This window comes from Gordonia sp. NPDC003424, from assembly GCF_053588655.1.
Genome location: NZ_JBSFQJ010000008.1, coordinates 13,805 through 40,029 on the forward strand (window position 1 = coordinate 13,805; position 26,225 = coordinate 40,029).

Annotated in this window: 26 protein-coding genes and 1 tRNA gene; 12 read left to right on the forward strand and 15 right to left on the reverse strand. The window is 67.9% G+C overall.

Features of this window, described 5'->3' with window-relative positions; all coding sequences use genetic code 11:
- Positions 1-198: 198 nt before the first annotated feature.
- A complete protein-coding gene (locus tag ACWDTI_RS13455) occupies positions 199-636 on the reverse strand; it encodes a VOC family protein (RefSeq protein ID WP_449738596.1) in 438 nt (145 codons plus the stop codon).
- 33 nt (positions 637-669) lie between these two features.
- On the opposite strand from ACWDTI_RS13455, the gene ACWDTI_RS13460 reads away from it, so the two are divergent.
- Positions 670-1,659 (forward strand): pseudouridine synthase, encoded by a 990-nt coding sequence (locus tag ACWDTI_RS13460; protein WP_449738814.1) that lies wholly within the window; start codon positions 670-672, stop codon positions 1,657-1,659.
- A gap of 21 nt (positions 1,660-1,680) precedes the next feature.
- Here the strand turns inward: ACWDTI_RS13460 and ACWDTI_RS13465 are convergent, their stop codons facing one another.
- From ACWDTI_RS13465 to ACWDTI_RS13480, 4 genes are all read right to left on the reverse strand, one after another.
- Positions 1,681-2,133 (reverse strand): hypothetical protein, encoded by a 453-nt coding sequence (locus tag ACWDTI_RS13465; RefSeq protein WP_449738597.1) that lies wholly within the window; start codon positions 2,131-2,133, stop codon positions 1,681-1,683.
- A 144-nt stretch (positions 2,134-2,277) separates the two neighbouring features.
- Positions 2,278-3,357 (reverse strand): redox-regulated ATPase YchF, encoded by a 1,080-nt coding sequence (gene ychF, locus ACWDTI_RS13470; protein ID WP_449738598.1) that lies wholly within the window; start codon positions 3,355-3,357, stop codon positions 2,278-2,280.
- A gap of 54 nt (positions 3,358-3,411) precedes the next feature.
- Positions 3,412-4,635 carry an AI-2E family transporter gene (locus tag ACWDTI_RS13475; RefSeq protein WP_449738599.1) on the reverse strand — a complete coding sequence of 408 codons (1,224 nt, stop codon included), beginning with the start codon at positions 4,633-4,635 and terminating at the stop codon, positions 3,412-3,414.
- Between the two features lie 58 nt (positions 4,636-4,693).
- Positions 4,694-5,074: a hypothetical protein gene (locus ACWDTI_RS13480; RefSeq protein WP_449738600.1), complete on the reverse strand. Its 381-nt coding sequence runs from the start codon at positions 5,072-5,074 to the stop codon at positions 4,694-4,696.
- Between the two features lie 128 nt (positions 5,075-5,202).
- Between ACWDTI_RS13480 and ACWDTI_RS13485 the strand changes: the two genes are divergently transcribed.
- From ACWDTI_RS13485 to ACWDTI_RS13500, 4 genes are all read left to right on the forward strand, one after another.
- Entirely contained in the window at positions 5,203-6,738 is a 1,536-nt protein-coding gene (locus ACWDTI_RS13485) for a DNA-3-methyladenine glycosylase 2 family protein (protein WP_449738601.1), read from the forward strand.
- 71 nt (positions 6,739-6,809) lie between these two features.
- Positions 6,810-7,355: a methylated-DNA--[protein]-cysteine S-methyltransferase gene (locus ACWDTI_RS13490; RefSeq protein WP_449738602.1), complete on the forward strand. Its 546-nt coding sequence runs from the start codon at positions 6,810-6,812 to the stop codon at positions 7,353-7,355.
- A 23-nt stretch (positions 7,356-7,378) separates the two neighbouring features.
- The gene (locus ACWDTI_RS13495) at positions 7,379-8,554 is read left to right on the forward strand and encodes a DNA recombination protein RmuC (RefSeq protein ID WP_449738603.1); all 1,176 of its coding nucleotides are present in this window, start codon (positions 7,379-7,381) and stop codon (positions 8,552-8,554) included.
- A gap of 70 nt (positions 8,555-8,624) precedes the next feature.
- A complete protein-coding gene (locus tag ACWDTI_RS13500) occupies positions 8,625-9,536 on the forward strand; it encodes a DUF6542 domain-containing protein (protein ID WP_449738604.1) in 912 nt (303 codons plus the stop codon).
- A gap of 4 nt (positions 9,537-9,540) precedes the next feature.
- Here the strand turns inward: ACWDTI_RS13500 and ACWDTI_RS13505 are convergent, their stop codons facing one another.
- The 6 genes from ACWDTI_RS13505 to trhO form a co-directional block, all read right to left on the reverse strand.
- A complete protein-coding gene (locus ACWDTI_RS13505) occupies positions 9,541-10,101 on the reverse strand; it encodes a nucleosidase (protein ID WP_449738605.1) in 561 nt (186 codons plus the stop codon).
- 11 nt (positions 10,102-10,112) lie between these two features.
- Positions 10,113-10,889, reverse strand: a complete 777-nt coding sequence (locus tag ACWDTI_RS13510) for a fructosamine kinase family protein (protein WP_449738606.1) — start codon at positions 10,887-10,889, stop codon at positions 10,113-10,115.
- Between the two features lie 6 nt (positions 10,890-10,895).
- Complete coding sequence (locus tag ACWDTI_RS13515; protein ID WP_449738607.1) at positions 10,896-11,828, reverse strand: SDR family oxidoreductase; 933 nt, start codon at positions 11,826-11,828, stop codon at positions 10,896-10,898.
- Between the two features lie 45 nt (positions 11,829-11,873).
- A complete protein-coding gene (locus tag ACWDTI_RS13520; RefSeq protein WP_449738608.1) occupies positions 11,874-12,950 on the reverse strand; it encodes an N-acetylmuramoyl-L-alanine amidase in 1,077 nt (358 codons plus the stop codon).
- A gap of 147 nt (positions 12,951-13,097) precedes the next feature.
- Positions 13,098-14,153 (reverse strand): CobW family GTP-binding protein, encoded by a 1,056-nt coding sequence (locus tag ACWDTI_RS13525; protein ID WP_449738609.1) that lies wholly within the window; start codon positions 14,151-14,153, stop codon positions 13,098-13,100.
- Positions 14,150-15,007, reverse strand: coding sequence for an oxygen-dependent tRNA uridine(34) hydroxylase TrhO (trhO, locus tag ACWDTI_RS13530; protein WP_449738610.1), 858 nt, complete (start codon positions 15,005-15,007; stop codon positions 14,150-14,152). The genes ACWDTI_RS13525 and trhO overlap by 4 nt, the downstream gene beginning before the upstream one ends.
- A 55-nt stretch (positions 15,008-15,062) precedes the next feature.
- Here trhO and ACWDTI_RS13535 point away from each other — a divergent pair, with 55 nt between their 5' ends.
- From ACWDTI_RS13535 to ACWDTI_RS13550, 4 genes are all read left to right on the forward strand, one after another.
- Positions 15,063-15,812 carry a hypothetical protein gene (locus ACWDTI_RS13535; RefSeq protein WP_449738611.1) on the forward strand — a complete coding sequence of 250 codons (750 nt, stop codon included), beginning with the start codon at positions 15,063-15,065 and terminating at the stop codon, positions 15,810-15,812.
- A gap of 207 nt (positions 15,813-16,019) precedes the next feature.
- The gene (locus ACWDTI_RS13540) at positions 16,020-16,355 is read left to right on the forward strand and encodes a histone-like nucleoid-structuring protein Lsr2 (RefSeq protein WP_449738612.1); all 336 of its coding nucleotides are present in this window, start codon (positions 16,020-16,022) and stop codon (positions 16,353-16,355) included.
- Between the two features lie 64 nt (positions 16,356-16,419).
- Positions 16,420-17,106 (forward strand): alpha/beta fold hydrolase, encoded by a 687-nt coding sequence (locus ACWDTI_RS13545; protein WP_449738613.1) that lies wholly within the window; start codon positions 16,420-16,422, stop codon positions 17,104-17,106.
- 108 nt (positions 17,107-17,214) lie between these two features.
- Complete coding sequence (locus ACWDTI_RS13550) at positions 17,215-18,210, forward strand: LuxR C-terminal-related transcriptional regulator (RefSeq protein WP_449738614.1); 996 nt, start codon at positions 17,215-17,217, stop codon at positions 18,208-18,210.
- 9 nt (positions 18,211-18,219) lie between these two features.
- Here the strand turns inward: ACWDTI_RS13550 and ACWDTI_RS13555 are convergent, their stop codons facing one another.
- Complete coding sequence (locus ACWDTI_RS13555; protein ID WP_449738615.1) at positions 18,220-19,338, reverse strand: class II histone deacetylase; 1,119 nt, start codon at positions 19,336-19,338, stop codon at positions 18,220-18,222.
- A gap of 294 nt (positions 19,339-19,632) precedes the next feature.
- Between ACWDTI_RS13555 and ACWDTI_RS13560 the strand changes: the two genes are divergently transcribed.
- The 3 genes from ACWDTI_RS13560 to ACWDTI_RS13570 all read left to right on the forward strand — a co-directional run bounded on the left by ACWDTI_RS13560 (position 19,633) and on the right by ACWDTI_RS13570 (position 22,432).
- Positions 19,633-19,705: transfer RNA gene (locus tag ACWDTI_RS13560), tRNA-Ala, on the forward strand.
- Between the two features lie 152 nt (positions 19,706-19,857).
- Positions 19,858-20,733 carry an exodeoxyribonuclease III gene (locus ACWDTI_RS13565; RefSeq protein WP_449738616.1) on the forward strand — a complete coding sequence of 292 codons (876 nt, stop codon included), beginning with the start codon at positions 19,858-19,860 and terminating at the stop codon, positions 20,731-20,733.
- A 34-nt stretch (positions 20,734-20,767) separates the two neighbouring features.
- A complete protein-coding gene (locus ACWDTI_RS13570) occupies positions 20,768-22,432 on the forward strand; it encodes an ABC-F family ATP-binding cassette domain-containing protein (protein WP_449738617.1) in 1,665 nt (554 codons plus the stop codon).
- Positions 22,433-22,441: 9 nt separating this feature from the next.
- On the opposite strand, the gene ACWDTI_RS13575 is transcribed toward ACWDTI_RS13570, so the two are convergent.
- The 3 genes from ACWDTI_RS13575 to pgm are packed head-to-tail and all read right to left on the reverse strand — an operon-like array spanning position 22,442 to position 26,202.
- Positions 22,442-23,809, reverse strand: coding sequence for a PQQ-dependent sugar dehydrogenase (locus ACWDTI_RS13575; protein ID WP_449738618.1), 1,368 nt, complete (start codon positions 23,807-23,809; stop codon positions 22,442-22,444).
- A gap of 7 nt (positions 23,810-23,816) precedes the next feature.
- Positions 23,817-24,539 carry a DsbA family protein gene (locus ACWDTI_RS13580; RefSeq protein WP_449738619.1) on the reverse strand — a complete coding sequence of 241 codons (723 nt, stop codon included), beginning with the start codon at positions 24,537-24,539 and terminating at the stop codon, positions 23,817-23,819.
- 22 nt (positions 24,540-24,561) lie between these two features.
- Positions 24,562-26,202: a phosphoglucomutase (alpha-D-glucose-1,6-bisphosphate-dependent) gene (pgm, locus tag ACWDTI_RS13585; protein WP_449738620.1), complete on the reverse strand. Its 1,641-nt coding sequence runs from the start codon at positions 26,200-26,202 to the stop codon at positions 24,562-24,564.
- Positions 26,203-26,225: the final 23 nt, after the last annotated feature.

Consider the following 26,225-nt stretch of genomic DNA (forward strand, 5'->3'; position numbering starts at 1 on the left):
ATGGAGTGGGATCGCAACTCACACCGGTTCCCCCGAAAGCCGGTGTGAGTCGCATCTCAGGATGCTGCCTTTCCGGCCCGGAGTCTTGACACCGCAGGACACACTTTTGACTTACGACGACACGTGGCCGACCGCTCGGACCATGGTTCTCCAGAGCGGCGCCCGCATCTCCGTCGCGGGTGTACGACCCTTTGTCGATCAGCTCTTGGTCAGGTCCTCGGCGAGCATGACGAGGATCCCGCTGGGACCCCGGAGGTAGGTGAGTTTGTAGACGTCGCGATAGTTGGCGACGCCGCGTAGCGGGCGGCATCCATGGCGGGCGGCGACGTCCAGAGCCGCGTCGATGTCGTCGACGGAGAAGGCGACCCGGTGCATACCGATCTCGTTGGGCAGCGTCGGGGCCGTCTCGATCGCCGCGGGGTGAATGTACTCGAACAGCTCGATGCGGCCCTGGCCGTCGGGCGTCTCGAGCATGGCGATGTTCGCATGGTTGCCGTCGAGGCCGACGGCGGTGTCGGTCCATTCGCCGCTGACCTCGTCACGTCCGATCAGGGTGAGGCCAAGATCGACGAAGAAGGCGATCGCCGCTTCGAGGTCCTCCACGGCGATGCCGACGTTCTCGAGTCTGATGGCCATACGGTAAACGCTAGCGCCGTGTCCGATGCGATCATGACACCCATGCCGATGCCCGCCCCGCTGCCCGTCAAGGACGGGGTCGGACCGACGCGACTGCGCGTACCGCTGTCCGGACCGTGGGCGACGATCGCCGAGTACGTGGTCGCGAGGTTCGACCACCTGAACCCCGATGACCTGTACTGCCGGTTCGACGCGGACGAGATCGTGGGCATCGACGGCACCCCGATCGGTCGCGACACGGCCCTCGGCGCCCACCGGTTCGTCTGGTACTACCGCGATCTGCCGACCGAGGACCCGGTCCCGTACCACGAGGAGATCCTGCACCTCGACGACGACCTCGTCGTCATCGACAAGCCACACTTCCTCCCGACCACCCCCGGCGGACGGTACCTGCAGGAGTCCGCGCTCGTCCGACTCCGGCGCCGCCTCGACAACCCCGACCTCACGCCGATCCACCGACTCGATCGCCCGACCGCCGGCCTGGTGATGTTCTCGGTCCGTCCCTCCACGCGCGGCGCATACCAGTCGCTGTTCGAGCAACGCCTGGTGACCAAGGTCTACGAGGCGGTCTCGCCGCAACCACCTGAATGGAATCCAGACGCACCGTCGCTGGCCGGCCGCAGCGTTCCGGTCATGTACCGCAACCACATCGAGGCGCGGCGCGGCGAGTTACGGGTCGTCGTCGACGACACGCGCGAACCGAACTCCGAGACGGTGATCGAGGTGCTGGGCTCCGGGGTGAGCGCCTCCGGACGCGCCGTGCTGCACACAACCCTGCGCCCGCGGACCGGTCGGATGCATCAGTTGCGAGTGCATCTGGCGGCGCTCGGTGTCGGGATCCTCGGCGACCGGTGGTATCCGGAACTGCAACCCGAGGCACCCGACGATCCTTCGCTCCCGCTCCAATTGCTCGCGCGGGAACTGGAATTCACCGATCCGCTGTCGGGGATGCCGCGGCGGTTCGTCACTCGTCGAGTGTTGAGTGAGGCACCCGGGTCGACGAGCATGGGCGAGGGCCCCTGAGCACGAGTCCGACCGCCAGGTTCACCGCTCTCCGGCAGCGACGCCGTCGAACACGCGCCGGTAGTACGCCGCGAAGAAGCGTGCGCCCACAACGCGCATCACGACCACCCCGATGTTGGCCGAGAAGTTCCTGGCCGTGATCTCCCAGATCCCGTGCACATCGGAACCGCCGGCCGGGCGGGCCGCCGCCCTGACGGTGTGCATGCCCCCTGGGGCGGCGTACTCGCTGTCGGTCACGGTCATTATGACCGTCCCCGGCGTCGACCAGTCGTAGTGCCAGGTGGCGTAGAACTTCGGAAAGTCCTGTCCCTCCTGCACATCCGCGTCGGTCTGGCCGACACGATGCACTCGGTACAGCTTCTCCGACAGCGCGGGCCATCGCTTGGGCCGATTCGGTGAGAAGTCCGTCAGAATCTCGACGACCTGATCGGGCGTCGCCGCCGTGTGGAGATCGAACTCGAACCGCGTGTGCATACCTTCGCCGCTCTCGTCAGGTAACTCCGGGCATCACAATGCAGTTCATGATGCATCGGATCGGGGCCGACGGCTAGACCCTCGTGGAGGGCCATGATCGTGAGGTGCCCTGCGGGCAGTGGGGCGACGTCAGCCCTCACTCATCTACACGTTGAACCGGAACTCCACCACGTCCCCGTCGGCCATCACGTAGTCCTTGCCCTCCATCCGCACCTTGCCCGCGGCCTTGGCAGCGGCCATGGAGCCGGCGGTGTCGAGGTCCTCGAAGGACACGATCTCGGCCTTGATGAAGCCCTTCTCGAAGTCGGTGTGGATGACACCGGCCGCCTTGGGTGCGGTGTCCCCCCGGTGGATGGTCCAGGCGCGCGACTCCTTCGGCCCCGCGGTCAGATACGTCTGCAGCCCGAGGGTGTGGAACCCGGCCCGGGCCAGCGAGCGCAGACCGGGCTCGTCCTGCCCGATCGAGTCGAGCAGTTCCTGCGCGTCCTCTTCGTCGAGTTCGAGGAGCTCGCTCTCCACCTTGGCGTCTAGGAACACCGCGTCGGCCGGTGCGATGGCATCACGCAGCTGCTGTTTGCGGGCGTCGTCGGTGAGCACCCCCTCGTCGGCGTTGAACACGTACAGGAACGGCTTCGCGGTCATCAGATGCAGCTCACGCACCGACGAAAGGTCGAACGAATCCTTTTGCGAGAAAAGGGTTTTCCCGCTGTCGAGGATCTCTTGGGCCTGTTTGGCGGCAGCCAGTGTCTCGGCGAGATCCTTGTTCTTGCGCGCGTCCTTCTCCAGACGCGGGATGGCCTTCTCGAGCGTTTGCATGTCGGCGAGGATCAGCTCGGTCTCGATCACCTCGATGTCGGCGAGCGGGTCCACGCGGCCGTCGACATGCACGACGTCGTCGTCGGCGAAGACGCGCACCACCTGGCAGATGGCGTCGGCCTCACGGATGTTGGCGAGGAACTGGTTGCCCATCCCCTCCCCTTCGGACGCGCCCTTGACGATGCCGGCGATGTCGACGAACGACACGGTGGCCGGCAGGATGCGTTCGCTGCCGAAGATCTCCGACAGCCGCACGAGGCGGGCATCGGGCAGTTCGACGACACCGATGTTCGGCTCGATGGTCGCGAACGGGTAGTTGGCCGCCAGCACGTCGTTACGGGTCAGCGCGTTGAACAGGGTCGACTTCCCGACGTTGGGCAGGCCGACGATTCCGAGGGTGAGACTCACGGGTGGCCAGTCTATCGGCCGGTGATCACCGGGTGGCGGGCACCGTCGGCGCGGTCAGGAATCGGTCGATGTGCCGGGGTCGTCGGCCGGTGCATCGGCCGGCGCATCGTCGTCGGGGACACCCACGTGCGCGGAGACCGGTGTGCCCGCCGGCGGCAGTGTCTCCCCGGCCCGCTCGGCGACCTGCTCGTTCAGGTAGCGCAACACCACCGCGAGCGAGGCGGCCGCCGGCACGGCGAGGAACGCCCCGGTGATGCCGAACAGCGTGCCGCCCAGGGTGACCGACAACAGCACGATCACCGCGTGCAGATCCATCGACTTCGACTGCAGCCACGGCTGCAGCACGTTCCCCTCGAGTTGCTGCACCGCCAGAATGATGCCGAGCACGATCAAGGCCGTCGTCAGACCGTTGGACACCAGCGCGATCAGCACCGCGAGCGCTCCGGCGACGAACGCACCGACGATCGGGATGAACCCGCCGAGGAACGTGATGACGACGAGCACCCCGGCGAGCGGCACCTGCAGGATGAACAGGCCGAGCCCGATGAACGACGCGTCGACGAGGCTGACGAGTGCCTGCGTGCGGATGAAACCACCGAGGGTGGTCCACATCCGCAGCAGAACCTCACCGACGTGCGTGCCGGACGGCTTGCCGAGTGTCCGGTCGAGCCACGGGACGAACTTCGGACCGTCCTTGAGGAAGAAGAACACCAGGATCAACGCGGTGAAAAGGGTGACCAGCAACGACGTCGCGGTGCCGACCCCGCTGAACACACCCGATGCGATGGTCGACGCACTGGACTGGAGCTTGTCGGTCACCGTGTTCGCGATGTTGTCGAGTTGCTCGTCCTTGATGTTCAGCGGCGGCCCCTGGACCCAGTCCTGAAGGCGGCGGATGCCGTCGGTGGCGCGGGAGGCGAGTTCGGGTGCCTGTCGCACGATCGAGGGCACGATGATGCTGATGACGCCCGCGAGAACACCGATCGCCACGAGCATCATCACCAGGGACGCAGCCGCCGCCGGCACACTTCGGCCGCGCATCCACCGCACGGGCGGCCACAGCACGGTGCACACGATGATCGCGAACAGCACCGGGAGCAGGATCACCCACAGCTTGCCCAGCACCCAGACGAGCACCCAGAAAGCGGCGATCACCAGCACGAACTGCAGACTGACGACCGATGTCGATCTCAGTCCGGACAGGACCACCTGCACACGGCTCGGAAAGTGCCCGGCTTCGGTGTGCGCGCCACCGGATTCACCCGATTCGTTTGTCACGCAGAGATCGTCACACACTCGGCCGACATGTCACGCGGCAAGCGCCCGTTCGCGCCGGTCAGTGCCGCTTGAACTTGCGTTCGAGGTAGTGCACCAACTGGTTGACCGCCTCGATCTGAATCGAGATCGGGGTCATCGGTTCGACATGCCGCGGCGCGGTCGGATGACGGCGCGTGGAGGTCACATTGCCGCGAGTCGGGTCCGACGCCCAGGTGTAACTGTCGAGTCGCTGGTGCCAGGCACCGTCGGTCAGCCGCGGCCGGTGGGCCTCGGGGGCCGCGTCGGGTACGGCCGCGCCGGTTTCCTCCTCCGCGCGAATCGACTTGACCGTTTCCGGTCCGTACAGGCCCATCATGATCTCCAACCCCCACGCCGGGAATTCCGACAGGGGAAGTTGGTGGTTCCGACGCCATTGTCGGTCACCAAACGGTGTATCCATGCCCCCATGGTGCCAGGGACTGTTACCTCCGTCACGGAAAATCGTCAAGACGAACGACGTGCCGCAGCGACGTCCGATTTCCGCCAGAACGCCGGCCGGAAGGATGTCAGTGTGGTGGGGTGAACACGATGACGTCAACCAGCGAGGTCCTCGACTTCGACCGTTGCTACCGCGCGCTCTCTTCGCGGGACACCCGGTTCGACGGCCAGTTCTTCGTGGCGGTGCGCACCACCGGTATCTATTGCCGCCCATCGTGTCCGGCACAGACGCCGAGACGGGAGAACGTCGCGTTCGTGGTCAGCGCGGCCACGGCCCAGCAGCAGGGCTACCGCGCGTGCCGGCGCTGCGCGCCCGACGCGGTACCGGGGTCGCCACGCTGGAATGCCGGCGCCGACCTGTCGTCGCGGGCGATGAGGTTGATCGCCGACGGCGTGGTCGATCGCTCCGGAGTGGACGGCCTGGCCGCACACCTCGGCTACACCCCCCGACACCTCAACCGGGTGCTCACCGCCCAACTGGGCGCCGGACCGCTCGCGCTGGCCCGCGCGCACCGGACGTCCACCGCGCGCATCCTCATCCAGTGCACGTCGATGCCCATGTCCGACATCGCCTTCGCCGCCGGATTCAGCAGCGTACGCCAGTTCAACGACACCGTCCGCGACGTCTTCGCCCTCACCCCCACCCAACTGCGCCGCCTGCCGTCGGCCACCACACGCGTGCCCGGACCGGCCGGCGGGGTGTCGCTGCGGCTGGCCTACCGCCCGCCCCTGGACACTCGTTGGCTGCGCTGGTTCTTGGCCGGTCACGCGGTCGCCGGCACGGAACTCGTCGACGACCTCGGCGACGGGCGGTGGCGTTGTCGCCGCACGATGCGGCTCCCGCACGCCCCGGCCCTGGTGACGCTGCGCCCCGCCGACGGTCACATCGTCGCCGAGCTCGCCCATCTGGACATGCGTGACCTCGGGACCGCGGTCAACCGTGTCCGCCGGCTCCTCGACCTCGACGCGGATGCCGAGAGCGCCGATGCGGCACTCGCGGCCGACCCGCTGCTCGCACCGCTCGTCGACATCGCACCCGGCCTTCGCGTACCCGGCTCGACGGATGCCGGTGAGACCCTGATCCGCACGATGATCGGCCAGCAGATCAGTGTGAAGGCCGCCCGTCACCACCTGGCGCGTCTGACGACGGCGCTCGGCGACCCGGTGGACTGGCCCGACGACGATCCGCCGCCCGGCGGCTGGCGACTCTTCCCCGACATGGGGACCATCGCCGAACGTGGGCACGAGGTCCTGACCGGTCCCCGACGTCGCGTGCTTGCGGTCATCACCGTCGCAGAAGCGTTGGCGAACCACCGAATCGACCTGCACGCCGGATGCACGGCCGACGACCTGCGGACCACCCTGCTCGCCCTGCCGGGCGTCGGTCGATGGACCGCCGACTACGTCGCGATGCGCATCACCGGAGATCCCGACATCCTGCTCGACACCGATCTCGTGGTGTCCCGGTCCGCGGACGATCTCGGCATCGATCTCCGATCGCGGGCGACCCACTGGGCGCCGTGGCGGTCGTACGCCTCGATGCACCTGTGGCGACACCGACTGTCGGTGGTCGAGGGCATCCTGGGACCCACAGCGACGACGGGTGCTCCGACGATGACGCGATGAGACACGCGGGCCCACTTCTCGACAGGTCACCATCCGCCGGAATCCCTTCCGGCGCCGACGAAAGGTCACTCATGTCTGCCACCACTTCGCCCGAGGACACCACCGCGGCGTGGACCACCCTCGCCACACCCGACGGCCCGTTCACCGTCGTCGCCGACTCCGCGCAGCGAGTCCTCGCCTCCGGCTGGACCGACGACCCGACCTACCTCACGGCGTTGATCCACCATTCGATCCGACCCGACACCCTCTCACCCACCGACGACCTCGCCTGCGTGCGCGACGCCGTGACGGCGTACTACGACGGCGAGTTCCGGGCGCTGGACAAGATCGAGGTGGTGCAGCACTCGGGCCCGTTCCTCGAACATGCGTGGACGGTCCTGCGCACGGTCACGCCCGGCGCCCCGGTCAGCTATCGCACGCTCGCCGAGTTGGCCGGAGCGCCGCGCGCCATCCGCGGCGCCGCCTCGGCATGTGCGCGCAATGCGGCCGCGCTGTTCGTTCCGTGCCATCGGGTCCTGCGCACCGACGGGTCACTGGGCGGATTCCGCTACGGACTGCCGATCAAGCAGTCCCTGCTGGCCCGTGAGGCACCGCCGGCCGACGGCGCCGCGGAGTAATCCTGTCGGACCCGTCGAGCACCATGTCGGCCATGGACATCTCAGTCATGGTCGCGGTGCTCGTCGGGGTCGCCGTCGGCGTCCTCATCGGATGGCTGGCGCACGCGTCGCGGTCGGCGGCCGGCCTCGCCGCGGCCCGCGCCGAACTCGACGCCCTGCATGCCGCCCGGGACCTGACCGCCCGATCGTTGTCGACGGCCAGCGAGGATGCCGCCCGGCGACAGTCCACGGCCATCGGCGCCCAGGTCGCGCACATCGTGGACCCGCTGCGCACGGTGCTCGGACAGCTCTCCGACGAACTGCGCCGCACCGAGCACCACCGGGTCAGCGCCTACGCCGGCCTGACCGAGCAGGTTCGAGGCATGCACGCCGTATCGACGGCACTCACCGAGCAGACACGCGCGTTGAGCAACGCACTGCACACCCCGCAGGTGCGCGGTCGATGGGGGGAGCTGCAGCTCGAGCGCGTCGTCGAACTGGCGGGCATGACCCGGCATTGCGATTTCGCCACCCAGGTGTCCGCGCAGACCGACACCGCCGCGATCCGGCCCGACATGGTGATCCGGTTGGCAGGCGGGCGCTGCATCGTCGTCGACGCCAAGGTGCCGCTGCAGTCCTATCTGTCCGCGATCGACGCCGACGACCCGGCCACCGCCGACCGGCTCTTCGCCGACCACGCCCGGGCGGTCCGGACCCACATCACCCATCTGTCGTCGAAGGCGTATTGGTCGGCGTTCGAGAACACGCCGGAGATGGTGGTGCTGTTCCTGCCGAGCGACCCCGTGCTGGAGGCCGCGGTCCGCAGCGACGCCGACCTCATCGAACTCGGATTCACCAAGAACGTCGTCCTCACGACGCCGTCCACCCTGGTGGCGCTGCTGCGCACGGTCGCCCTCGGGTGGCGACACGACGCGATGGCCCGCGACGCCGCGACGATCCATCAGCTCGGCACCGAACTGCATCACCGGCTCGGCAGTGTGCTCGGCCACCTCGATCGTCTGGGCGGCTCGTTGCGGCGCGCGGTCGAGTCGTTCAACTCGACCGTGGGTGTCGTCGACGCGCGGGTGGGGGTGACCGCACGCAAGCTCGCCGAACTCGACGCACTGCACGGCGAGCCCGAGCATGTGACGCTCACCCCGATCGACATCGTCGCGCGCCGGGCCGGGACAGACCAATGGGCAACATCACCCGATGGTTAAGGGTTTTCTGCAAGAGACCCGGTAACGTCTAGATGTGCCTTCAGCCCCCAGACAGCGTTCTGCCGTCCCCGTGGACGAGCAATCTGTGCTGCCCACGGTCCGAGGTCTTCCCTGGTGGGGGGCAGTCCTGGTGGCCACGGTCATCACCGGTATCGGCGCGGCGATCGACGCGAACACCAGCGACGGCCTCGGTGCGGTGTTCAAGTTCTGCTATCTGCTCGGTTGCGTCGTCGCCGCCCTCGCGGTCCGGCGCCGCGCGCTGTTCACCGCCGCGGCACAGCCACCGCTGATCGCCTTCCTGGTCGGGGTGATCACCCTCTACGGACTCAACAGCGATGCGGCATCGTCGGGCCTCAAGAGCCTGATCTTCAAGGTCTTGCTGCCGATCGCCAACAGCTTCCCGTGGATGGCCCTGACCTTCCTGGTCACCCTGGGACTCGTGCTCGCACGGTGGTACCTCACCCGGGACCGGACCGCACCAGAACCCAAACGACCGTCGACGACCGATGCGAAAGCAGCCACCCCCGCCGCGCGGAAGGCCGGCCCCCAGGCGGCGGCCCCGCGCGGTACCGGTAAACGTCCCGCCGACGCCACCCGGTCGACGACGAGGACGAACGGCGCGAAGGCGGCCACCACGAAGGCTCCGGCCAAGACGGACACCGCCCAGGTTCCCGAACGCCCACGCAAGCGGAAGCCACCCGCCGCCGGCCAGCGCCCGGCGCGTCCCCCGCAGGCCGACGCCGTCGACACCGGGGTCGCCGTCGATACCCCACCCGTGACGACGCCGAAACCGGCCAAGAAACGGGCCACCGCGGGAGCCGTGCTGCGTGCCGAAGCGGGCGAGCAGATCCAGGCCATCGACGTGGCCCCGCCGCCACCGCCGCGTCGGCGACCGACCGCCGACCGCCCGGAGTATCAGTCCGCGGCGCGTCCGGGCGCGGTGAACGGATACAACTCGACCCGGGCGCGCAGCCGCGGCTGACCGCTCATCCGGCCTCGCCCGTCAACCACTCCCCCAGGTCGCGAGCGGCGGCGTCGACCAACGACGGCCAGTCCATCGCACCCTCGTCGGCACCGTCGCTGACGACCTTCACGAATCGACACGGGATGCCGAAATCGGCGCTCACCTGTGCCACCGCGCAGCCCTCCATGTCGACGAGGTCGGCTCGCCGGGCGAGCTGCGCGCGTAGCCCCGGGTCGGCGACAAAGGTGTCCCCCGACGCGAGCACCGTCCCGTCGCCGCCGGAGTACTCCCAGCGGTCGACGACCGGATATCCCATCGACCGGAGTTCGGTGCTGCTGATGTCGTGCTCGATGACCACCGACGGGAGGAACAGTCCCGCGTGGTGATCGTGGAGCGCCCCGGCCGTGCCGATGTTGATGACCTCGGTGATCGGGTCGTCCGCGGCCCCTGCCAGCGTGCGGGTGAGGGCGATCGCGGCACGTACCTTGCCGATCCCGGTCACCAGCAGCCGCGCATCGGGTGGCACGTACCTGGCCTCGGCCCGAGTGGCGGCAACGATCAGGGTCGAACGGTCGGGTGTCACGCTGCGGGACTCTATCGATACCCGTCGGCGAGCGCGAGGGTCACCCGCGCCGCCCGGCCCAGTGCCGTGCCGTAGGACGGACCGTGGCCGGCGGCATGCACCGCCAGCGGGTGCAGTTGATGCAGCGGCACCCGTTCCTGCCACCCGGCGCGCAACGGATGTGCGCTCTGATAGCCGGCGATGACCTCACCCAGATGTGGACACCCGAACAGCGCGAGCATCGCCAGGTCGGTTTCCCGGTGCCCGCCGTGGGCGGCGGGATCGATCATCACCACGCCGTCGTGCGTCCACTGCACGTTGCCGGTCCAGAGGTCGCCGTGGATGCGGGCCGGCGGGTCACCGTCGTCGAACACCCCGTCGGCGATCACCGCGCATGCCTGCCTGGTCGCCGCCGCGTCGTCGGGTCCGAGGAATCCCGCGTCGATCGCGGGCGCGAGGTAGGGCGTCACCCGGTCGGCCGCGTAGAACTCGCCCCACCGCTCGTGGGCGATCGAGCTCAGCGGTCGGTCCCCGATGTATTGCCGGCCCCGGTATCCGTCGGGCGGGCTGCCGAACGCAGGTGCACCGGCGTCGTGCATCCGGGCCAGGTCTGCACCGAACGCCCGCGCCGCCATCGGGTCGGGCGGCGCGGTGGTGAGGCGTTGCAGATCGATGTGGTGGTCACCGACGTCGATCACCGTGACGACCGGGCCGCCCGCGTCGGCCAGCCACCGCAAGCCTGCCGCCTCGGCCCGGAAGAAGTCCGTCGGCACCTCCCGCCGATGTTTCCGGTACACGGCATCCGGCACCGGATCTCAGCCGTCGACGCGCGTGCGGTCCGACTCCTCTTTCGACTTGCTGTTGGCAACGCGGGCCAGATGGGCGAACTCCACGTTGAGCAGGCGCATCACGATCTCGTAGGGCAGCGCGAACTTTCGCGCCCACCAGTAGCCGAAACGCACGTCGAACGAGGTGTAGACCATGTACCGGTTCTTCCGGACACCCTTGAGGATGGCCGCGGCGGCCTTCTCGGGGCTCACCGCGATGCTGTGGAACCGCTTGACCTGCGCTGTCACGTGCGGATCCGCACGGTTGACGCCGACGATGTCGACGGTGTCCACCAACGGCGTATTCACCGCACCCGGGCACACGAGCGAGACGCCGATGTCGTGCTGGCGCAGGTCGAACCGCAAGACGTCGGACACCCCGCGCAGACCGTACTTGCTGGCGCTGTAGGCCGCGTGCCATGGGAACGCGAGGAGCCCCGCGGCCGACGACACGTTGACCAGGTGCCCGCCGCGTCCCCGGTGGATCATCTGCGGGACGAAGCACTCGATGACGTGGATCGGCCCCATGAGATTGACGTCGACCATCGAGCGCCAGTGACGGTGCTCGAGATTGTCGACGGTGCCCCACACCGACACCCCGGCGATGTTCATCACCACGTCCATCACACCGACTTCGAGGTCGACCTGATTGGCGAACGAACGCACCCAGTCGTAGTCGGAGATGTCCCCGGCCTGGTGGTAGACGACGTTGCCGCCGGACGCGGTGATCTCCTCGACGACGGCGTCGAGCGGCGCCGCCCGCAAATCGGTGAGCACCAGATCGGCCCCCTCCGCGGCGGCCGCCAGTGCGGTGGCGCGACCCATGCCACTGGCCGCGCCGGTGATCAACACCGTGCGCGACCGGAGGCTCGGTACGGGCGTGTCCATGACGAACAGGTCCCTGATCACCTTCATACGCATGACACCACCCTAGACATCTCCGCCGGATCGGCGAGGTCGGCGAGCTCAGAACGGCAGTTTGCCACCGAACAGTGCATAGATGATCGGCAGCATCGCCTTGAGCACCTGCGCGGACACATCCTGTCCCTCACCGAGCAGCAGCTGCGCGATCGCGGCCGGGTCCTCGGTCCCCAGCAGCTTCTGGACAAACGGGATGACCGCCGACAGGCCCGCGTCGGGGTCGTCCGGCGTGGTCGACTGCGGGGTCGTGGCCTGCGGTGTCGCCGCGTTGGGCGCGGAAGGTGCGGGTGCCGGGGCGGGCGCGGCGGCGCCGCGGGCGAAGTTCAGGATCCCGTTGGTGATCGCCATCGCGTACTTGAGCTGACCGTCCTTGCCCGTGAGCGTGGCCGCCTCGGCCGGGTTGGACAGGTTCCCCATCTCGATGAACACCGCAGGCACTGTGGTGAGATTCACCGCGGCGATGTCGCTGCGCGTCTGCATCCCGTTGTTCACCCCGGCGTAGTTCGCCGGCGGGAACCCCGCCTTGACGAAGGCGTCGCGCATCAACGACGACGCCTTGCGCCCGTCGCCGGCCTGCACCCGGTTGGCTGTTGCGTTGGGGATCGGCAGGCTGGGCACGATCATGTGGAAGCCCTTTTTGCCCGCATCCGCGCCGACTGCTGTCGAATCGGCGTGAATACTGACCGACACCACGGCTCCCGACTTGCTGGCCGCCGCGGCACGCTGGTCGACGCACCCGCCCCATCCGGTGTCGTCGGGCCGGCTCAGCAGCACCCGCGCCCCCTGGCTCTCGAGGCCCGCCTTCACGAGTTGGCTGATCTGCCAGGCGATGGTGTGCTCGGGCACGCCGTTGACGGCGGTCGCTCCGGTGGTCTGGCAGTCCTTCTTGCCGCCGCGCCCGTCGGGCACCTGTGCGTTGAGCGCATGGCCTGCGGCACTGCCCTGGTGTCCGGGGTCGAGGAAGACGGTCTTGCCGACGAGCAGTGTGCCGGCCGGTGTCGGCGCGGCCGCGGCCGTCGGCGCGGTGACGGTGGTGGCCGCCATCGTTCCGGTCACCACGGTCAACGCGGAGATCATGGCAACGGTCACACGTTTCCGCCGGCTCATCAGAGTCTGGGTCATCGCCTGTCGGGCATCGATCACCTCGCGGTGCGTGCGACGCCGCACCCCCTTCCAAGATGCAACACTGGTCACATAAGTCACTTTTGTAACAAGTGAAACAGGCCGGTGGGGTTTTGGAAAATTCGCGACCTGCGGCGGAGCAAACCGTTAGGGAGCTGTGATCACGTGACGGGTGATGCTCAGGATGCCGTGTTCGTCGTCACGACCCACGTCGACGGCGGCCTCGAGGCACTGTGTGACAGCGTCCTCGTCGAGACCCACGCCGATCGCGACGATGCTGGTCCCGCGGGGTTGCGACCCCCAAGGACGGCGCTTGACACGGACGAAACCCCCGACCGCGTGCACGATGAACTTCTGCCGGTGGCCGGGTACGTCGAAGGCGACGACTCCCTTGATCCGGTAGCACCCGATCGGTGGCCGTTCCAGGAATCCGGCGAGCCGCCGCGGGTCCATGGGGCGGTCGGTGACGAACTCGACAGACCGATAGGCGTCGTGCAGATGAGCGTGCCCGTGCCCCTCGCCGGGCCGGTGGTCGTCCCCGGCGCACTCGGCGAACAGGTCGTCGAGGGTCAGTTGGCCGGACCGCGCGATCCGGGGCGCCCGGTCGATCCGGTCGAACAACAACTCGGGGTCGACGGCCGATTCGGTGGTCGCCGCCACCGGCGCCGTGTCGTTCAGCTCGCCGATGAGCGTCCGGATCGCCTCGAGACGTGTCCCGTCGACGCGATCGGCCTTGTTGAGGACCACTAGGTCGGCGAGCCCGACATGCCGATCGATCTCGGGATGCGAGTCACGCACGGCGGTGAATCCGGCCGCGTCGACGACGTACACCAGCCCGCCGTAGCGCATCCGGGAGTCGGCGATCGAGGTGATCATGCGGATGAGTGCCCGTGGTTCGGCGATCCCGCTCGCCTCGATGACGATGGCGTCGATTCCCGCCGAGGGCCGCACGAGGCGATCGAGCGCCGCCTGCACGCCGTCGCTGTCGACCGTGCAGCACATGCACCCGTTCGCCAGGCTGACGGTGCCGTCGGCCTGCCCGGCGATCAGCATGGCGTCGATGTTGATCGAGCCGAAGTCGTTGACCAGCACACCGATTCGCGTCCCCGATGCGGTGCGCAGGAGATGGTTGAGCAGCGTCGTCTTACCGGCGCCGAGGAAACCGGCGACCAGCACCACCGGGACCGGGTCGCGACCCGTCATCGCGCGACTGCCGTCTGACAGTCGGGGCACAGGACGGCGAGTTCGCGGCCGAGGGCATCCGGAAAGTTCGCGACGCCGTTGGTGGCCGCACCACATCTCGCGCACGTCCCGACGACCTTCGCATGATCGGAGAAGTCGACGGTCATCCGCTCGTCGAAGACGTAGAGCGACCCCTCCCACAGCCCGTCGTCACCGAACTCCTCGCCGTACCGGACGATGCCGCCGTCGATCTGGTAGACCTCGCCGAACCCGCGGGCACGCATGAGACTGCTCAGCACCTCGCACCGCACACCGCCGGTGCAATAGGTCACGACGGGACGATCCTTGAGGTGATCGAGCGCGCCACTGTCGAGGATCGGCACGAAGTCGCGGGTGCTCTGCGCCTCGGTCACCACCGCCCCGGCGAACCGGCCGAGCTGCGCCTCGATGTTGTTGCGGCCGTCGAGGAACACGACGTCGTCCCCGCGACGATCGACGAGGTCGTGTACCTGGGCCGGCGTGAGGTGATCGCCTCCGCCGACGACGCCGTCGGCGGTCACCCGCACTTCGTCCGGCACGCCGAACGTGACGATCTCGGGGCGGACGCGCACGGACAACCGGGGGAAATCGTGCCCGGTCCCGTCCGACCATTTGATGTCCGCATTCTTGAACGCGGGATACCCGCGGGTGGCCTTGACGTAGCGTTTCACCCGGGTGATGTCGCCACCGACCGTCGCGTTGATCCCGTGGGGTGACACGATGATCCGGCCCGTCAGGTCGTGCTGTTCACACAGGGCCTGCTGCCACAGCCGGATGGCGTCGGGGTCGGGCAGGGGTGTGAACACGTAGAACAACACGATCTTGGGGGTCGACACAGTGCAAGGGTACGGACACGTCCGCGGCCGGTCGGCGCGCATCGGTGCCGCTGCGATGCTGACCGTCATCGTCGCCGCGATGGCCACGGCGTGCTCCCTGTCGACGGATACCCGGCCGTCACAAATCGTCCTGCCACCCACCGATGTGCTCTCGACAGAATCCGCCCCGGAGACCACGACTTCGACTCCCGACGACATTTCCGACACCGGCGTGGCGCCGGACTTGCCGGATTGGACAATCGGACGAGTGATCGCGTTGGCCCCGCGCGTCGACAATTCGCGCTATCGCCAAGGATCGGTCACACCGAATTCCCGACTCCAGAACGTATCCGGCTATCACTTCTCCACAGCCGACCGCGCGATCAACTGTTCGGTCGGCACAAATGGCTCTCGGAGCCTCGCCTGCCGCCTGAACACCCAATCACCTGCCGGACGGCGACCATCCGACACGCCGACGGCGTGTACGTGGGCGGCCAATCTTGTGACCCTGAGCACCGAGGGTCCCCGGCACGGCGCATGCGCCGATCTTCATCCCGTTCTGTTCCGCAGTTCAATCCTCGACTACGGGCACACCATTTCGATATCGCGGTTTTCCTGCCTCGCCGACACCTCGGGATTGTTCTGCCTCGATTCCCACTCCAACACCGGATTCGCAGTCACCGCAACGGTTTACCGCACGATCAATGCCACGGACCGGGCTCCGGCGTCATTGGTGGGGATATCGGAAACCGAAACCACCGATTCGATAACGCCAACAATCGACGGCCCACCGGAAACGCCGACCACCACACGACCGACTTCCTGATCGCGGAAATATCCACGGCTATTCATTGTTCACATAACTTACGAAATCAACATACCTTGTGGAATGGTCACCCTCTCAGCAACTGCTCACAATTTTCCGGCTATCATGTGCCAACGACTAAAGTCCGGAAAAGTTGATCCACGCAACCCATAAGCGTGATCCATACCCGTCGGAAACCGATTCTCTCGACAGAACAAGGAGTTCACCATGGCGAAGAAGGAAATCGTTCAGGTCATTGACGACATCGACGGCAAGGTTCTCGACGATTACGAAACCGTGCGTTGGTCACTCGACGGCAAGACCTACGAATTCGACACCTCGGCGAAGCACGCCGCACAGTTCCGCGATTCCCTGGCGAAATATATGGACGTTTCGCGAGTCACGTCGTCGCGCGGTGTGAAGCGTGTCGTCGCGACCAACGGCACCCGCAGCAAGGAACAGACCAAGGCCATTCGCGAATGGGCGATCAACAACGGCCACGACGTCAGTGAGCGCGGTCGCATCCCGCTGAGCGTGATCGAGGCGTTCGAGGCCGCCCACTGATCACCTCGGTGACTCCCGCTGCAGTGACTCCGGCTGCGGTGACCCCGGTCGTGGCGGCGAGGGCATGGCGCTCTTCGCGCTGATCCCCGGCGCCGGTGGCAGCGCGTGGTACTGGCACCGGGTGGTGCCCGAGTTGATCGGTCTCGGGCATCGCGCCGTCTCGCTGTCGTTGCCCGCCGACGATGACACCGCCGACTTCCCGGCCTACGTCGATGCGTGCGTCGAGCAACTCGCCGCCGTCGGCATCGACGACGATCTCGTAGTGGTGGGTCAGTCCTTGGGCGGATTCACCGCGCCGGTGCTCGCGCAGCGGCTCGGTGCCGGTCGGATCGTGCTGCTGAACGCCATGATCCCGCTGCCCCACGAGACGCCGGGACATTGGTTCGCGACCAGCGGCGCCGCTGAGGCCCGCGCGATCTTGGCGGCTCGACAGGGGCGAACTCTTCCCGACGGCATCGACGTGATGGCCGACTTCTTCCACGACGTGCCCGATGACGTTGTCGCCGAGGCACTTTCCCAGGGCGAGCCGCAGCAGTCCGAATTCATCATGGGGTGCGGCACACCGTTCGACGAGTGGCCGGCGCCGGTGACGGTCGTGACCGGCCGCGACGACCGTTTCTTCCCGCTCGACTTTCAGCGGCGCCTCGGTGTCGAGCGTCTCGGGGTCGAGCCCCGGCTGATCCCCGGTGGGCATCTGGCCGCCCTCGCCCACCCCGCAGAGGTCGCCGGGGCGTTGTGCCAGGCGCTGTGATCAGCGCCGTCGGGATGGCGAGACCTCATGGAACCGGACGATCCGCGTTGCGGCCGGATCGTGAGAACCGCGTTGGCAAGCGTGACGCGCGCCACCTAAGCTGACTCCATGTACCCGTTGGAACATGGTGCATCGAACGTCGGGCTCACCAATGCCCTGGTCCAATTGCGCAGCCAGATGAAGTTCGACGCCGCACTCGTCCTGCGTCAACCCCGCGGCCCGAGGTCTCACGTCGTGTCGTGCGTGGGCTACGGCGCCTCGGCGGCCTGGGCGTTGCAGAACGTGTTCCCCCGCGACTACGAAGTCGGTTTCACGGCGCGACTCAACCCCGCTGACCGACTACCGCTGTCGATCAGCGACGCCGGCGGCGACGTCAGCGATCGGTTCACCAACAGTGTGCTGTTCCGCGACTATCTGGGCGCCGACGGGTATCGCGACGGAATGTCACTCGAGTTGTTCGACAGCGGCGAGTATCTCGGCGTCATGCATTTCTCGTCGCGTGAACCCCGCGTCTTCACCACCGACCGGCGGGCGCTCGCACAGGGGATGTCGGGGTTGTTCGCGCTCGCGCTGCGTGCCGAGCCCGATGTGCTCGGGAGCCCGGAGCTGTCGTCCGTTCATCTCCGGTGGAACCCGAATGATGGGTATGCCCAGAACTCGGGGGCGCTGAGCTTTCTCGGCGACCCGGCGTTTCGGGCCATCCTGGAGTCCTTCGTCAACAGCCCGGCCGACCGGTTACGCCACCTCTGGCACCACCGGGGCACGTGGTCGCGGGTGAGCCTCGCGCGCCGCAGCGGGTTCGCCGACGTCGAGATATCGGCGTCAGTGGTGCCCGCCGCGGACCTCTGGAATCTGACGCTTCAGGAGGTGCGGGTGTTGAGTGGACTGGTCATCGGCCGCTCCGATGCCGAGATCGCCACTGCGCTCGATCTGAGCGTCCGGACAGTGCACGCCCACATGTCGAGCATCCGCTCCAAGATGGGGGCGAGCCGCAGGACGGAGGCCGCCGCGATGGCGACGGCCTCCGGCATCTGCATCCCCGGCGCCGCGACAGCGCCCGTGGAGCAGCTCGCCCGCATCTACCGAGGCGGGGCATCGCTGTGAGGATCGACGTCAGCTGATGTCGGACAGAAGTTCGCGGGCAGCGTCGACGGCGGCGCGCTCGTGAGGCAGGAGTTCTTCGCCGCCCATGTCGGCCAGGATCGGGTGCAGCGCGTCGGAGGTGCCGGTTGACACGCCCGCGAGTTCCTCGATGACCGCGAGACCACAGAACGGAACGTAGTGGGGGCTGTAGCCACCCTCTTGCAGGCACACCAGCTTGCCGTCGGCGACTTCGGCCGCGACGTCGAGCATCTTGCGGGCCAGGTCGCGGAATCCCTCGCTGCGCAACATCATCCGCGAGAGCGGGTCCATCATCGAGGCGTCGAAGCCGCTCGCGACGATGATCAACTCGGGTCGATAGGCGCGCAGCGCCGGGAGCACCACCGTGTCGAACGCGTACTCGTAGACCCCGCTGCCGCCGCCCGGGGGCAACGGAATGTTCAGGGTGTACCCGAACCCGTCGCCTGCACCGCGCTCGTCGCGGAAACCGGAGTTCGACGGAAAACACCGATTCTGATGGACCGAGATGTTGAGAACGTTCGACGTCTCCCAGAAGATGTCCTGTGCACCGTTGCCGTGGTGGACGTCCCAATCGACGATCGCGACGCGAGTCATGCCGAGGACCTCACGCGCATACGCCGCGGCGATCGCACCGTTGTTGAACGTGCAGAAGCCGCGCCCGGTGGCGCGCTCGGCGTGGTGGCCGGGAGGGTTGATCAGGGCGTAGGCGTTGTCGACGGTGCCGTCGGCAACAGCGCGCACGGCCTCGATGGCCCCACCGGCGGCGAGGAGGGCGATGTGGTGCCCACCCTGGCCGAACGGGGACACCCCGTCACCCGCGTCCCCACCCTTCGGGAGTGCGCTCTCGGCCAGAATCCGGTCGTAATGGGCCTCGTCGTGGACGCGGAGCACATCGTCCTTGCCGGCCGGTGCGGGTTCGAGTTGGGTGAGCGACTTGATCAGCCCCGATGCGGAGATCAGCTCGTGCAGCCGACGCTTGGTATCGGGGTGCGCCACGTGATGGCTGATCGGCTGCGTCAATGTGTCGACGCTGGCCGGGAACAAACCGCCGCTGCCGGTGTCGGCCCAGCCGTACAGGGTGTTCCAGATGTATCCGGTTCGTGAAGTCATGGTGTGTTCCTTGCCGCGTCGGAATGGGTGGACCCGTCGATCGGGTACGGAAAGAATGGACGCGAACCTCACAGCGGACATCGGTACTTTTACCGATTCACGTCGCTCGTCAGTGGGAAGCACTGCGGTTGTTCCGCAGGCCTCGGCATGGAACTCGCCGAACACGACGCCCGCGAGGCGGCGCAACTCGCGTGGCAACTCGGTGAATGCCGGGTGACAGCCAGGGGATTTGGCTGCCCACACAGCCATGGTGTAGTTTCGCCTTTGCGCTCGAAACGAGCGACAACCGAATACGGGGCTATGGCGCAGCTGGTAGCGCACCACACTGGCAGTGTGGGGGTCAGGGGTTCGAGTCCCCTTAGCTCCACAATCGACACCCGTTCCGACCTGCTCGGAGCGGGTTTCGTCGTTTCAGCGACGTCGCCACCTCATCTCGGGAATGCGACATCGGCCGACGTCGCCGAACCGAAGCGAGCCCACATGCGACGCCGATCCGGCGACTCCGGCACAGTGTTGCCCATGGCCCCGCCCGTCGCTGATTCCTTCACGGTCGCCACCTTCAATGTGAACGGAATCCGGGCGGCGCGTCGTCGCGGCTTCGACCGCTGGCTGGCAGCGCGCTCGCCCGATGTGCTCGCGCTGCAGGAACTCCGTTGTCCCGCATCCGAAGTGGGAGTCTTCCCCGGCTACTCGGTGACGACCGACATCGGGTCGGTGGCCGGCCGCAACGGCGTGGCCGTGCTGACACGAGGGCCGGCCGCCGCGGTGCGGACGTGGGTGAGCCACCCGCCCCGGGCACGCGGACTCGGCGAGTTCGCCGCGCAGGGCCGATACATCGAGGTCGACCTGGCCGACCGCCCCGTGACGGTGGCATGCCTGTATCTCCCGAAGGGCGGACTGCCTGCGCACCTCCAACGCCCCGGATCGATGCGGGAACAGCCGGACGGCGGGGTGAAGTACGAACGCAAGCAGCGGTTCCTCGCGGCGTTCGCCCGCGAGGTGAACCGCAACCGCCTCGCGGCGCTGCGCGAGGGCCGCGACTTCCTCCTCGTCGGTGATCTGAACATCGCGCACACCCCGCACGACGTGACCAACTGGCGCGCCGCGCGCACCATGGACGGGTTCCTGCCGACCGACCGCGAGTGGTTCGGCACGATTCTCGGCACCCGCCGGCTCGTCGACGTGGTCCGACAGGTCCACGGTGACCGTCCGGGTCCACTCACCTGGTGGAGCTGGGCGGGACAGTCGTTCACCAAGGACGTGGGCTGGCGGGTCGATCACCAACTCGCGACACCCGGCCTGGCCCGCCGCGCTGTCGACGTCGTCGTGGACAAGGAGCCGACGCCCGGCGAACGTCTGTCCGATCATGCGCCGCTCGTGGTGACCTACCGGTGATGCCGGTGCACGCACGAGTGCGACGATGGACACCATGACCGCCACTCTGGTCGCCAAGGACGTCGCCGGCGGCTACACGCACCGCGTGCTGTTCGACCATCTCGACCTGACGGTCGCCCCCGGCGACGTGGTCGGTGTCGTGGGCGCCAACGGTGCCGGAAAGTCGACGCTGCTCCGCATCCTCGCCGGCGACCTCGCTCCGCTGGACGGTTCGGTGACCCGGTCTCCAGCGGATGCGTTCGTCGGCTGGTTACCGCAGGAACATGAACGGATCGTCGGCGAGACCGTCGGGCAGTACGTCGCACGTCGCACCGGATGCGCCGCGGCGACCGCGGCGATGGACGCGGCGGCCGCTGCGCTCGCCGATCCGCCTGCTCGCCCGGGTGCCGACGACCCCGCCGACGTCTATGCCGCCGCCCTCGACCACTGGATGGCGACCGGTGCCGCCGACCTCGAGGATCGGCTGCCGGGAGTGCTCGCGGATCTGGGCCTCGATGCCGGGGCCGTGGCGCCCGAGTCGGCGTTGATGACCGGACTGTCCGGCGGTCAGGCCGCCCGTGTCGGCCTGGCCGCGCTGCTGTGTTCGCGGTTCGACATCGTGTTGCTCGACGAACCGACCAACGACCTCGACCTCGACGGTCTGCGCCGTCTCGAGGGCCTGATCCGCGGCCTGCGCGGCGGAGTGGTGTTGGTCAGCCACGACCGGGAGTTCCTGGCGCGCAGCGTGACCCGCGTCGTCGAACTGGATCTGGCGCAACACACCAACACCGTGTTCGGCGGCGGATACGAGAGCTATCTCGAAGAGCGTGAGGTGGCGCGCCGGCACCGGCGCGAAGAGTACGAGGAGTTCGCCGAGAAGAAGGCGGATCTGGTGGCGCGTGCCCGGACGCAGCGCGAGTGGTCGAGTCAGGGTGTGCGCAACGCGATCCGCAAGGCGCCGGACAATGACAAGATCCGACGCCGCGCGGCAACCGAATCGAGCGAGAAGCAGGCGCAGAAGGTCCGCCAGATGGAGAGTCGGATCGCCCGTCTCGAGGAGGTCGCCGAACCCCGCAAGGAGTGGGTCCTCGAGTTCACCATCGGGTCCGCGCCACGACCTAGTTCGGTTGTCGCGACCCTCAACAATGCTGTTGTGCGGCAGGGAGATTTCACCCTCGGACCGCTGTCACTGCAGGTGAACTCGGGTGACCGGATCAGCATCACCGGCCCGAACGGGGCCGGGAAGTCGACGTTGCTCAAGGCGCTGCTCGGCCGGATCGAGCCCGACGACGGGACCGCGCAACTCGGTGCCAACGTCGCCATCGGCGAAATCGACCAGGCACGTGAGCAATTCGCGGGCACTCGACCGCTGGCCGAGCGATTCGGCGACCTGGTCCCCGATTTCACGCCCGCCGAGGTCCGCACGCTGTTGGCGAAGTTCGGTCTGCGCGCCGACCACGTCGGACGCCCGGTCGCCGACCTGTCGCCGGGTGAGCGCACGCGTGCGGCCCTGGCGCTGTTGCAGGCCCGCGGAACCAACGTCCTGGTGCTCGACGAACCGACCAACCACCTCGACCTGCCTGCCATCGAGCAACTCGAATCGGCGCTGGAGTCCTTCGACGGGGTGCTGTTGCTGGTCACGCACGATCGGCGGATGCTGGCCACGGTGCGGACGAACCGGGAGTGGCGCGTCGTGGACGGTCACGTCGCCGAGCAGTGATGCAGGACGTCACTGCGGCGTGATCCGATAGACGAGCCCCGCCGAGTCGTCGGTGACGTAGACGGCGCCGTCGGGCCCGGGGATCGCGGTCACCGCCCGACCCCATCGGGTCCCGTCACCGTTCTGGAAGCCGGTGACGAGTTCGGTTGCGGCGCCGAGTGTCTCGGTGGCCGGATCCCACCGGCTGTAGGCGACGTACGGCGGGCGGGGTGGCTGCCGGTTCCAGGAACCGTGAGCGGTGATCAAAGCTCCGGTACCGAGCACCGCCGCCACCGGGGTGCCGGTGGTGAATGCGAGTCCCAGCGGCGCGCTGTGCGCGGGCAGGCCGAGCATCGTGCGCGGCAGCGAGTCGCAGTCCAACGCCCGGCCGTCGGGGTTGTTGACCGGGTCGGGGACGAACGGCAGATCACGATTGTCGGGGCTGTTGCGGGTGTCGGGAATGCAGTAGGGCCAGCCCAGGTCGGCGCCGTCGGTGATGCGGGTGACCTGCTCGACCGGATTCTCGTTGATGTACTCGCGCACCGTCTGTCCGTACCGGTCGGTGCCGTCCCGGAACGGGTAGGGCTGGTTGTCGGCCTGGTTGACGGCGACGAACAGGGTGCCGTCCGGCGCGACGGCGAGCCCGAAACCGTTGCGGACACCGCGCGCGACAACCCGGTTGTCGGACGCGTCGAGGCCGATGCGGGCGACGACGGCACGCTGCGGACTCGATGTCCGGTCCCCCGGATCGCGGTTCGAGCTCGAACCGAGGCTGTAGTAGACAACTCCGTCGCGGACGACGACGGCCTTGCCGCCGTGGCCGGAGGACGGCAACCCGTCGATCAGCACCCGACGATTCGACAGCGCACCACCGGCATAGTCCCATGTGACGATCCGGGTTTCCTCGCCGACGACGAGAACGTCGCGGCCGTCGCGCTTCGTGAACGCGACACCCTGCGGGCCGTCGAGGCCGTCGAGCATGGTCGTCACCGTCGGTGCCCGACCGTCCGAGGTGGGGGTCAGCACGGCCAGGACACCCCGCCGTCCGGTCGAGACGATCAGCCGTCCGTCGGGTGCCCAGGCCGCCAGCCGGGCCCCCGGTACGTCGGCCCACACCTCGGCGCGCCAGCCGTTCGGCACGTTGAGCGAGCGGCCGGCGGCCCTGCCCGGGGATGCACCGGTGGCGACGGTGAGTTCGACCGGGACCAGCGGAAGACCATCCGCGGCCCCGGATGGCGGTCTCGTCGGTGCACCCGTGGCCGAGGACACCTGACCCGCGCCGGGCAGACCCGTCCCGCCGCTGCCCTGCTCACCGCCGCAGCCGCTCACCCCGAGCAGGATCACGCTCGCCACAACCATCGGGCCGAGCGGCCGCAGATGTGCTTTGCGCGTCCGCACGCTGCCGTCAGTTCTTGTCCGACAACAGCTTGTCGAGCCAGGCGGTGCCGTTCATGATGTCGGGCACCGGCTCGCCCGCGGACAGCACGGTCGGCGTCGACGCCTGGCCGCCGAGCGCCTTGGACAGCTGATTCTGCGATTGCGCCGCCGCGACGTTGGCCTGTTCGACCATCGACCCGTCGGTGATGCATTTCTGTGTCGCCGCAGAGGCACCCTGCTGGGCGGCGATCGTGGCCATCTCGGCGTTGCTCAGATCGCTGTCGCCGTTCTCCTTGGGCTGGTTCTCGAAGAGCGCCGCGTGGAACTTGAGGAATATGTCCTTGCTCTCCGCTTCGCCGACGCACTGCGCGGCACCGGCCGCCCGCGACGAATAGTCGCCCGATGCGGACATCTTGTTCAGGAACGTCAGCATGTGATAGCGCACCCGCAGCTTGCCGTCGTCGACGGCCTTGCTCATCGCCGCCCCCGACTGCTGCTCGAACTCACGGCAGTAGGGGCACATGAAGTCCTCGAAGACATCGATGGTCTGCGGTGCCGACGCCGCGCCGATGATCAGTGCCGCGTTGTCGTTGAGCACCGCCTCGTCCACGGTTCCCTTGTCGCGCTGGCTGTTCCACACCACCCCGCCGATCACCAGCGCGGCGATGATCAGAACGGCCGCACCTGCGAGGATGTAGGTGGCGCGGCTCGAGGTGGCTCGTGGCTGATACTTCGACGTGTTGCTCGGCACGAGAAACAGACTAGCGAGCGCACTAGACCAGGACCGAGTCCACCAACTCCTGCGCCTCCGACTGCACCTCGCGGAGGTGGTCGGCTCCCTTGAACGACTCGCCGTAGATCTTGTAGACGTCCTCGGTCCCCGACGGCCGTGCCGCGAACCATGCGTTCTCGGTGGTCACCTTCAGACCGCCGATCGGCGCCCCGTTCCCGGGCGCCTCGGTGAGGATCGCGGTGATCGGTTCACCGGCGAGTTCGGTGGCCCTGACCTGATCGGCCGACAGCTTGCCGAGCAGCGCCTTCTGCGCCCGGGTGGCCGGCGCGTCGACACGCGCATACGCGCTCTCGCCGTACTTGTCGGCCAGCGTCCGATACCGCTGCGACGGCGACTCGCCGGTCTTGGCCAGGATCTCCGAGGCCAGCAGGGCCAGGATGATGCCGTCCTTGTCGGTGGTCCACGGCTTGGCGTCGAAGGTCAGGAACGACGCGCCGGCGCTCTCCTCACCGCCGAACGCGATGCTGCCGTCGAGCAGTCCGTCGACGAACCACTTGAATCCGACCGGCACCTCGTAGAGGCGCCGTCCCATACCGGCGACCACCCGGTCGATCAGCGACGACGACACCAGCGTCTTGCCGACGGCGGCCTCCGGGCTCCACCCGGAGCGGTGGGTGAACAGGTACTCGATGGCCACGGCCAGATAGTGGTTCGGGTTCATCAGTCCGCCGTCCGGCGTGACGATGCCGTGGCGATCGGAGTCGGCGTCATTGCCAGTGGCGATGTCGTACTTGTCGCGCGCGGAGATGAGCGACGCCATCGCGTTGGGTGACGAGCAGTCCATGCGAACCTTGCCGTCGGTGTCGAGCGTCATGAATCGGAAGGTCGGGTCGACGGTCGGGTTGACCACGGTCAGGTTCGGCAGGTTGTACCGGTCGCCGATCTCCGCCCAGTACCCCACCGACGCGCCGCCGAGCGGGTCGGCGCCGATGTGCACCCCGGCCTCCCTGATGGCGGTCATGTCGATGACGTCCTTCAGGTGGTCGACGTAGATGGCGGTGTACGGGTAGTCGTGGATGTACTCGCTGCGGCGGGCCTGCTCGAACGGGATGCGTTTGACACCGTCGAGTTTGTTGGCGAGTAGTTCGTTCGCCCGCCGCTGGATCGACCCGGTGATCGACGTGTCGGCGGGACCGCCGTTGGGCGGGTTGTATTTGAAGCCGCCGTCGCGTGGCGGGTTGTGCGACGGCGTCACGACGATGCCGTCGGCGAGGACGCCCGAATTCTCCCGGTTGAACTTCAGGATGGCGTGACTGACTGCCGGTGTGGGAGTGAACTTTTCGTTCTCGGCGATGTAGGTGGTGACCTCGTTGGCGACGAGCACCTCGAGCGCGCTGCGCCACGCGGGGATGGACAGCAGGTGGGTGTCGAAGCCGATGAACAACGGCCCGGTGATGCCGACGCTCATCCGGTATTCGGCGATGGCCTGGGTCGTCGCCAGGATGTGGGCCTCGTTGAAGGCGGTGTCCAGGCTCGAACCTCGATGGCCGGATGTCCCGAACAGCACCTGCTGCATCGGGTCCTCCGGGTCGGGCACCTTGTCGTAGTAGGCCTGCTCGACGGCGGCCACATCGATCAGATCCTCGGGAAGCGCGGGTGTTCCAGCTCGTGGATGTGCCATGGGCGCAATTCTGCCACCGCAAC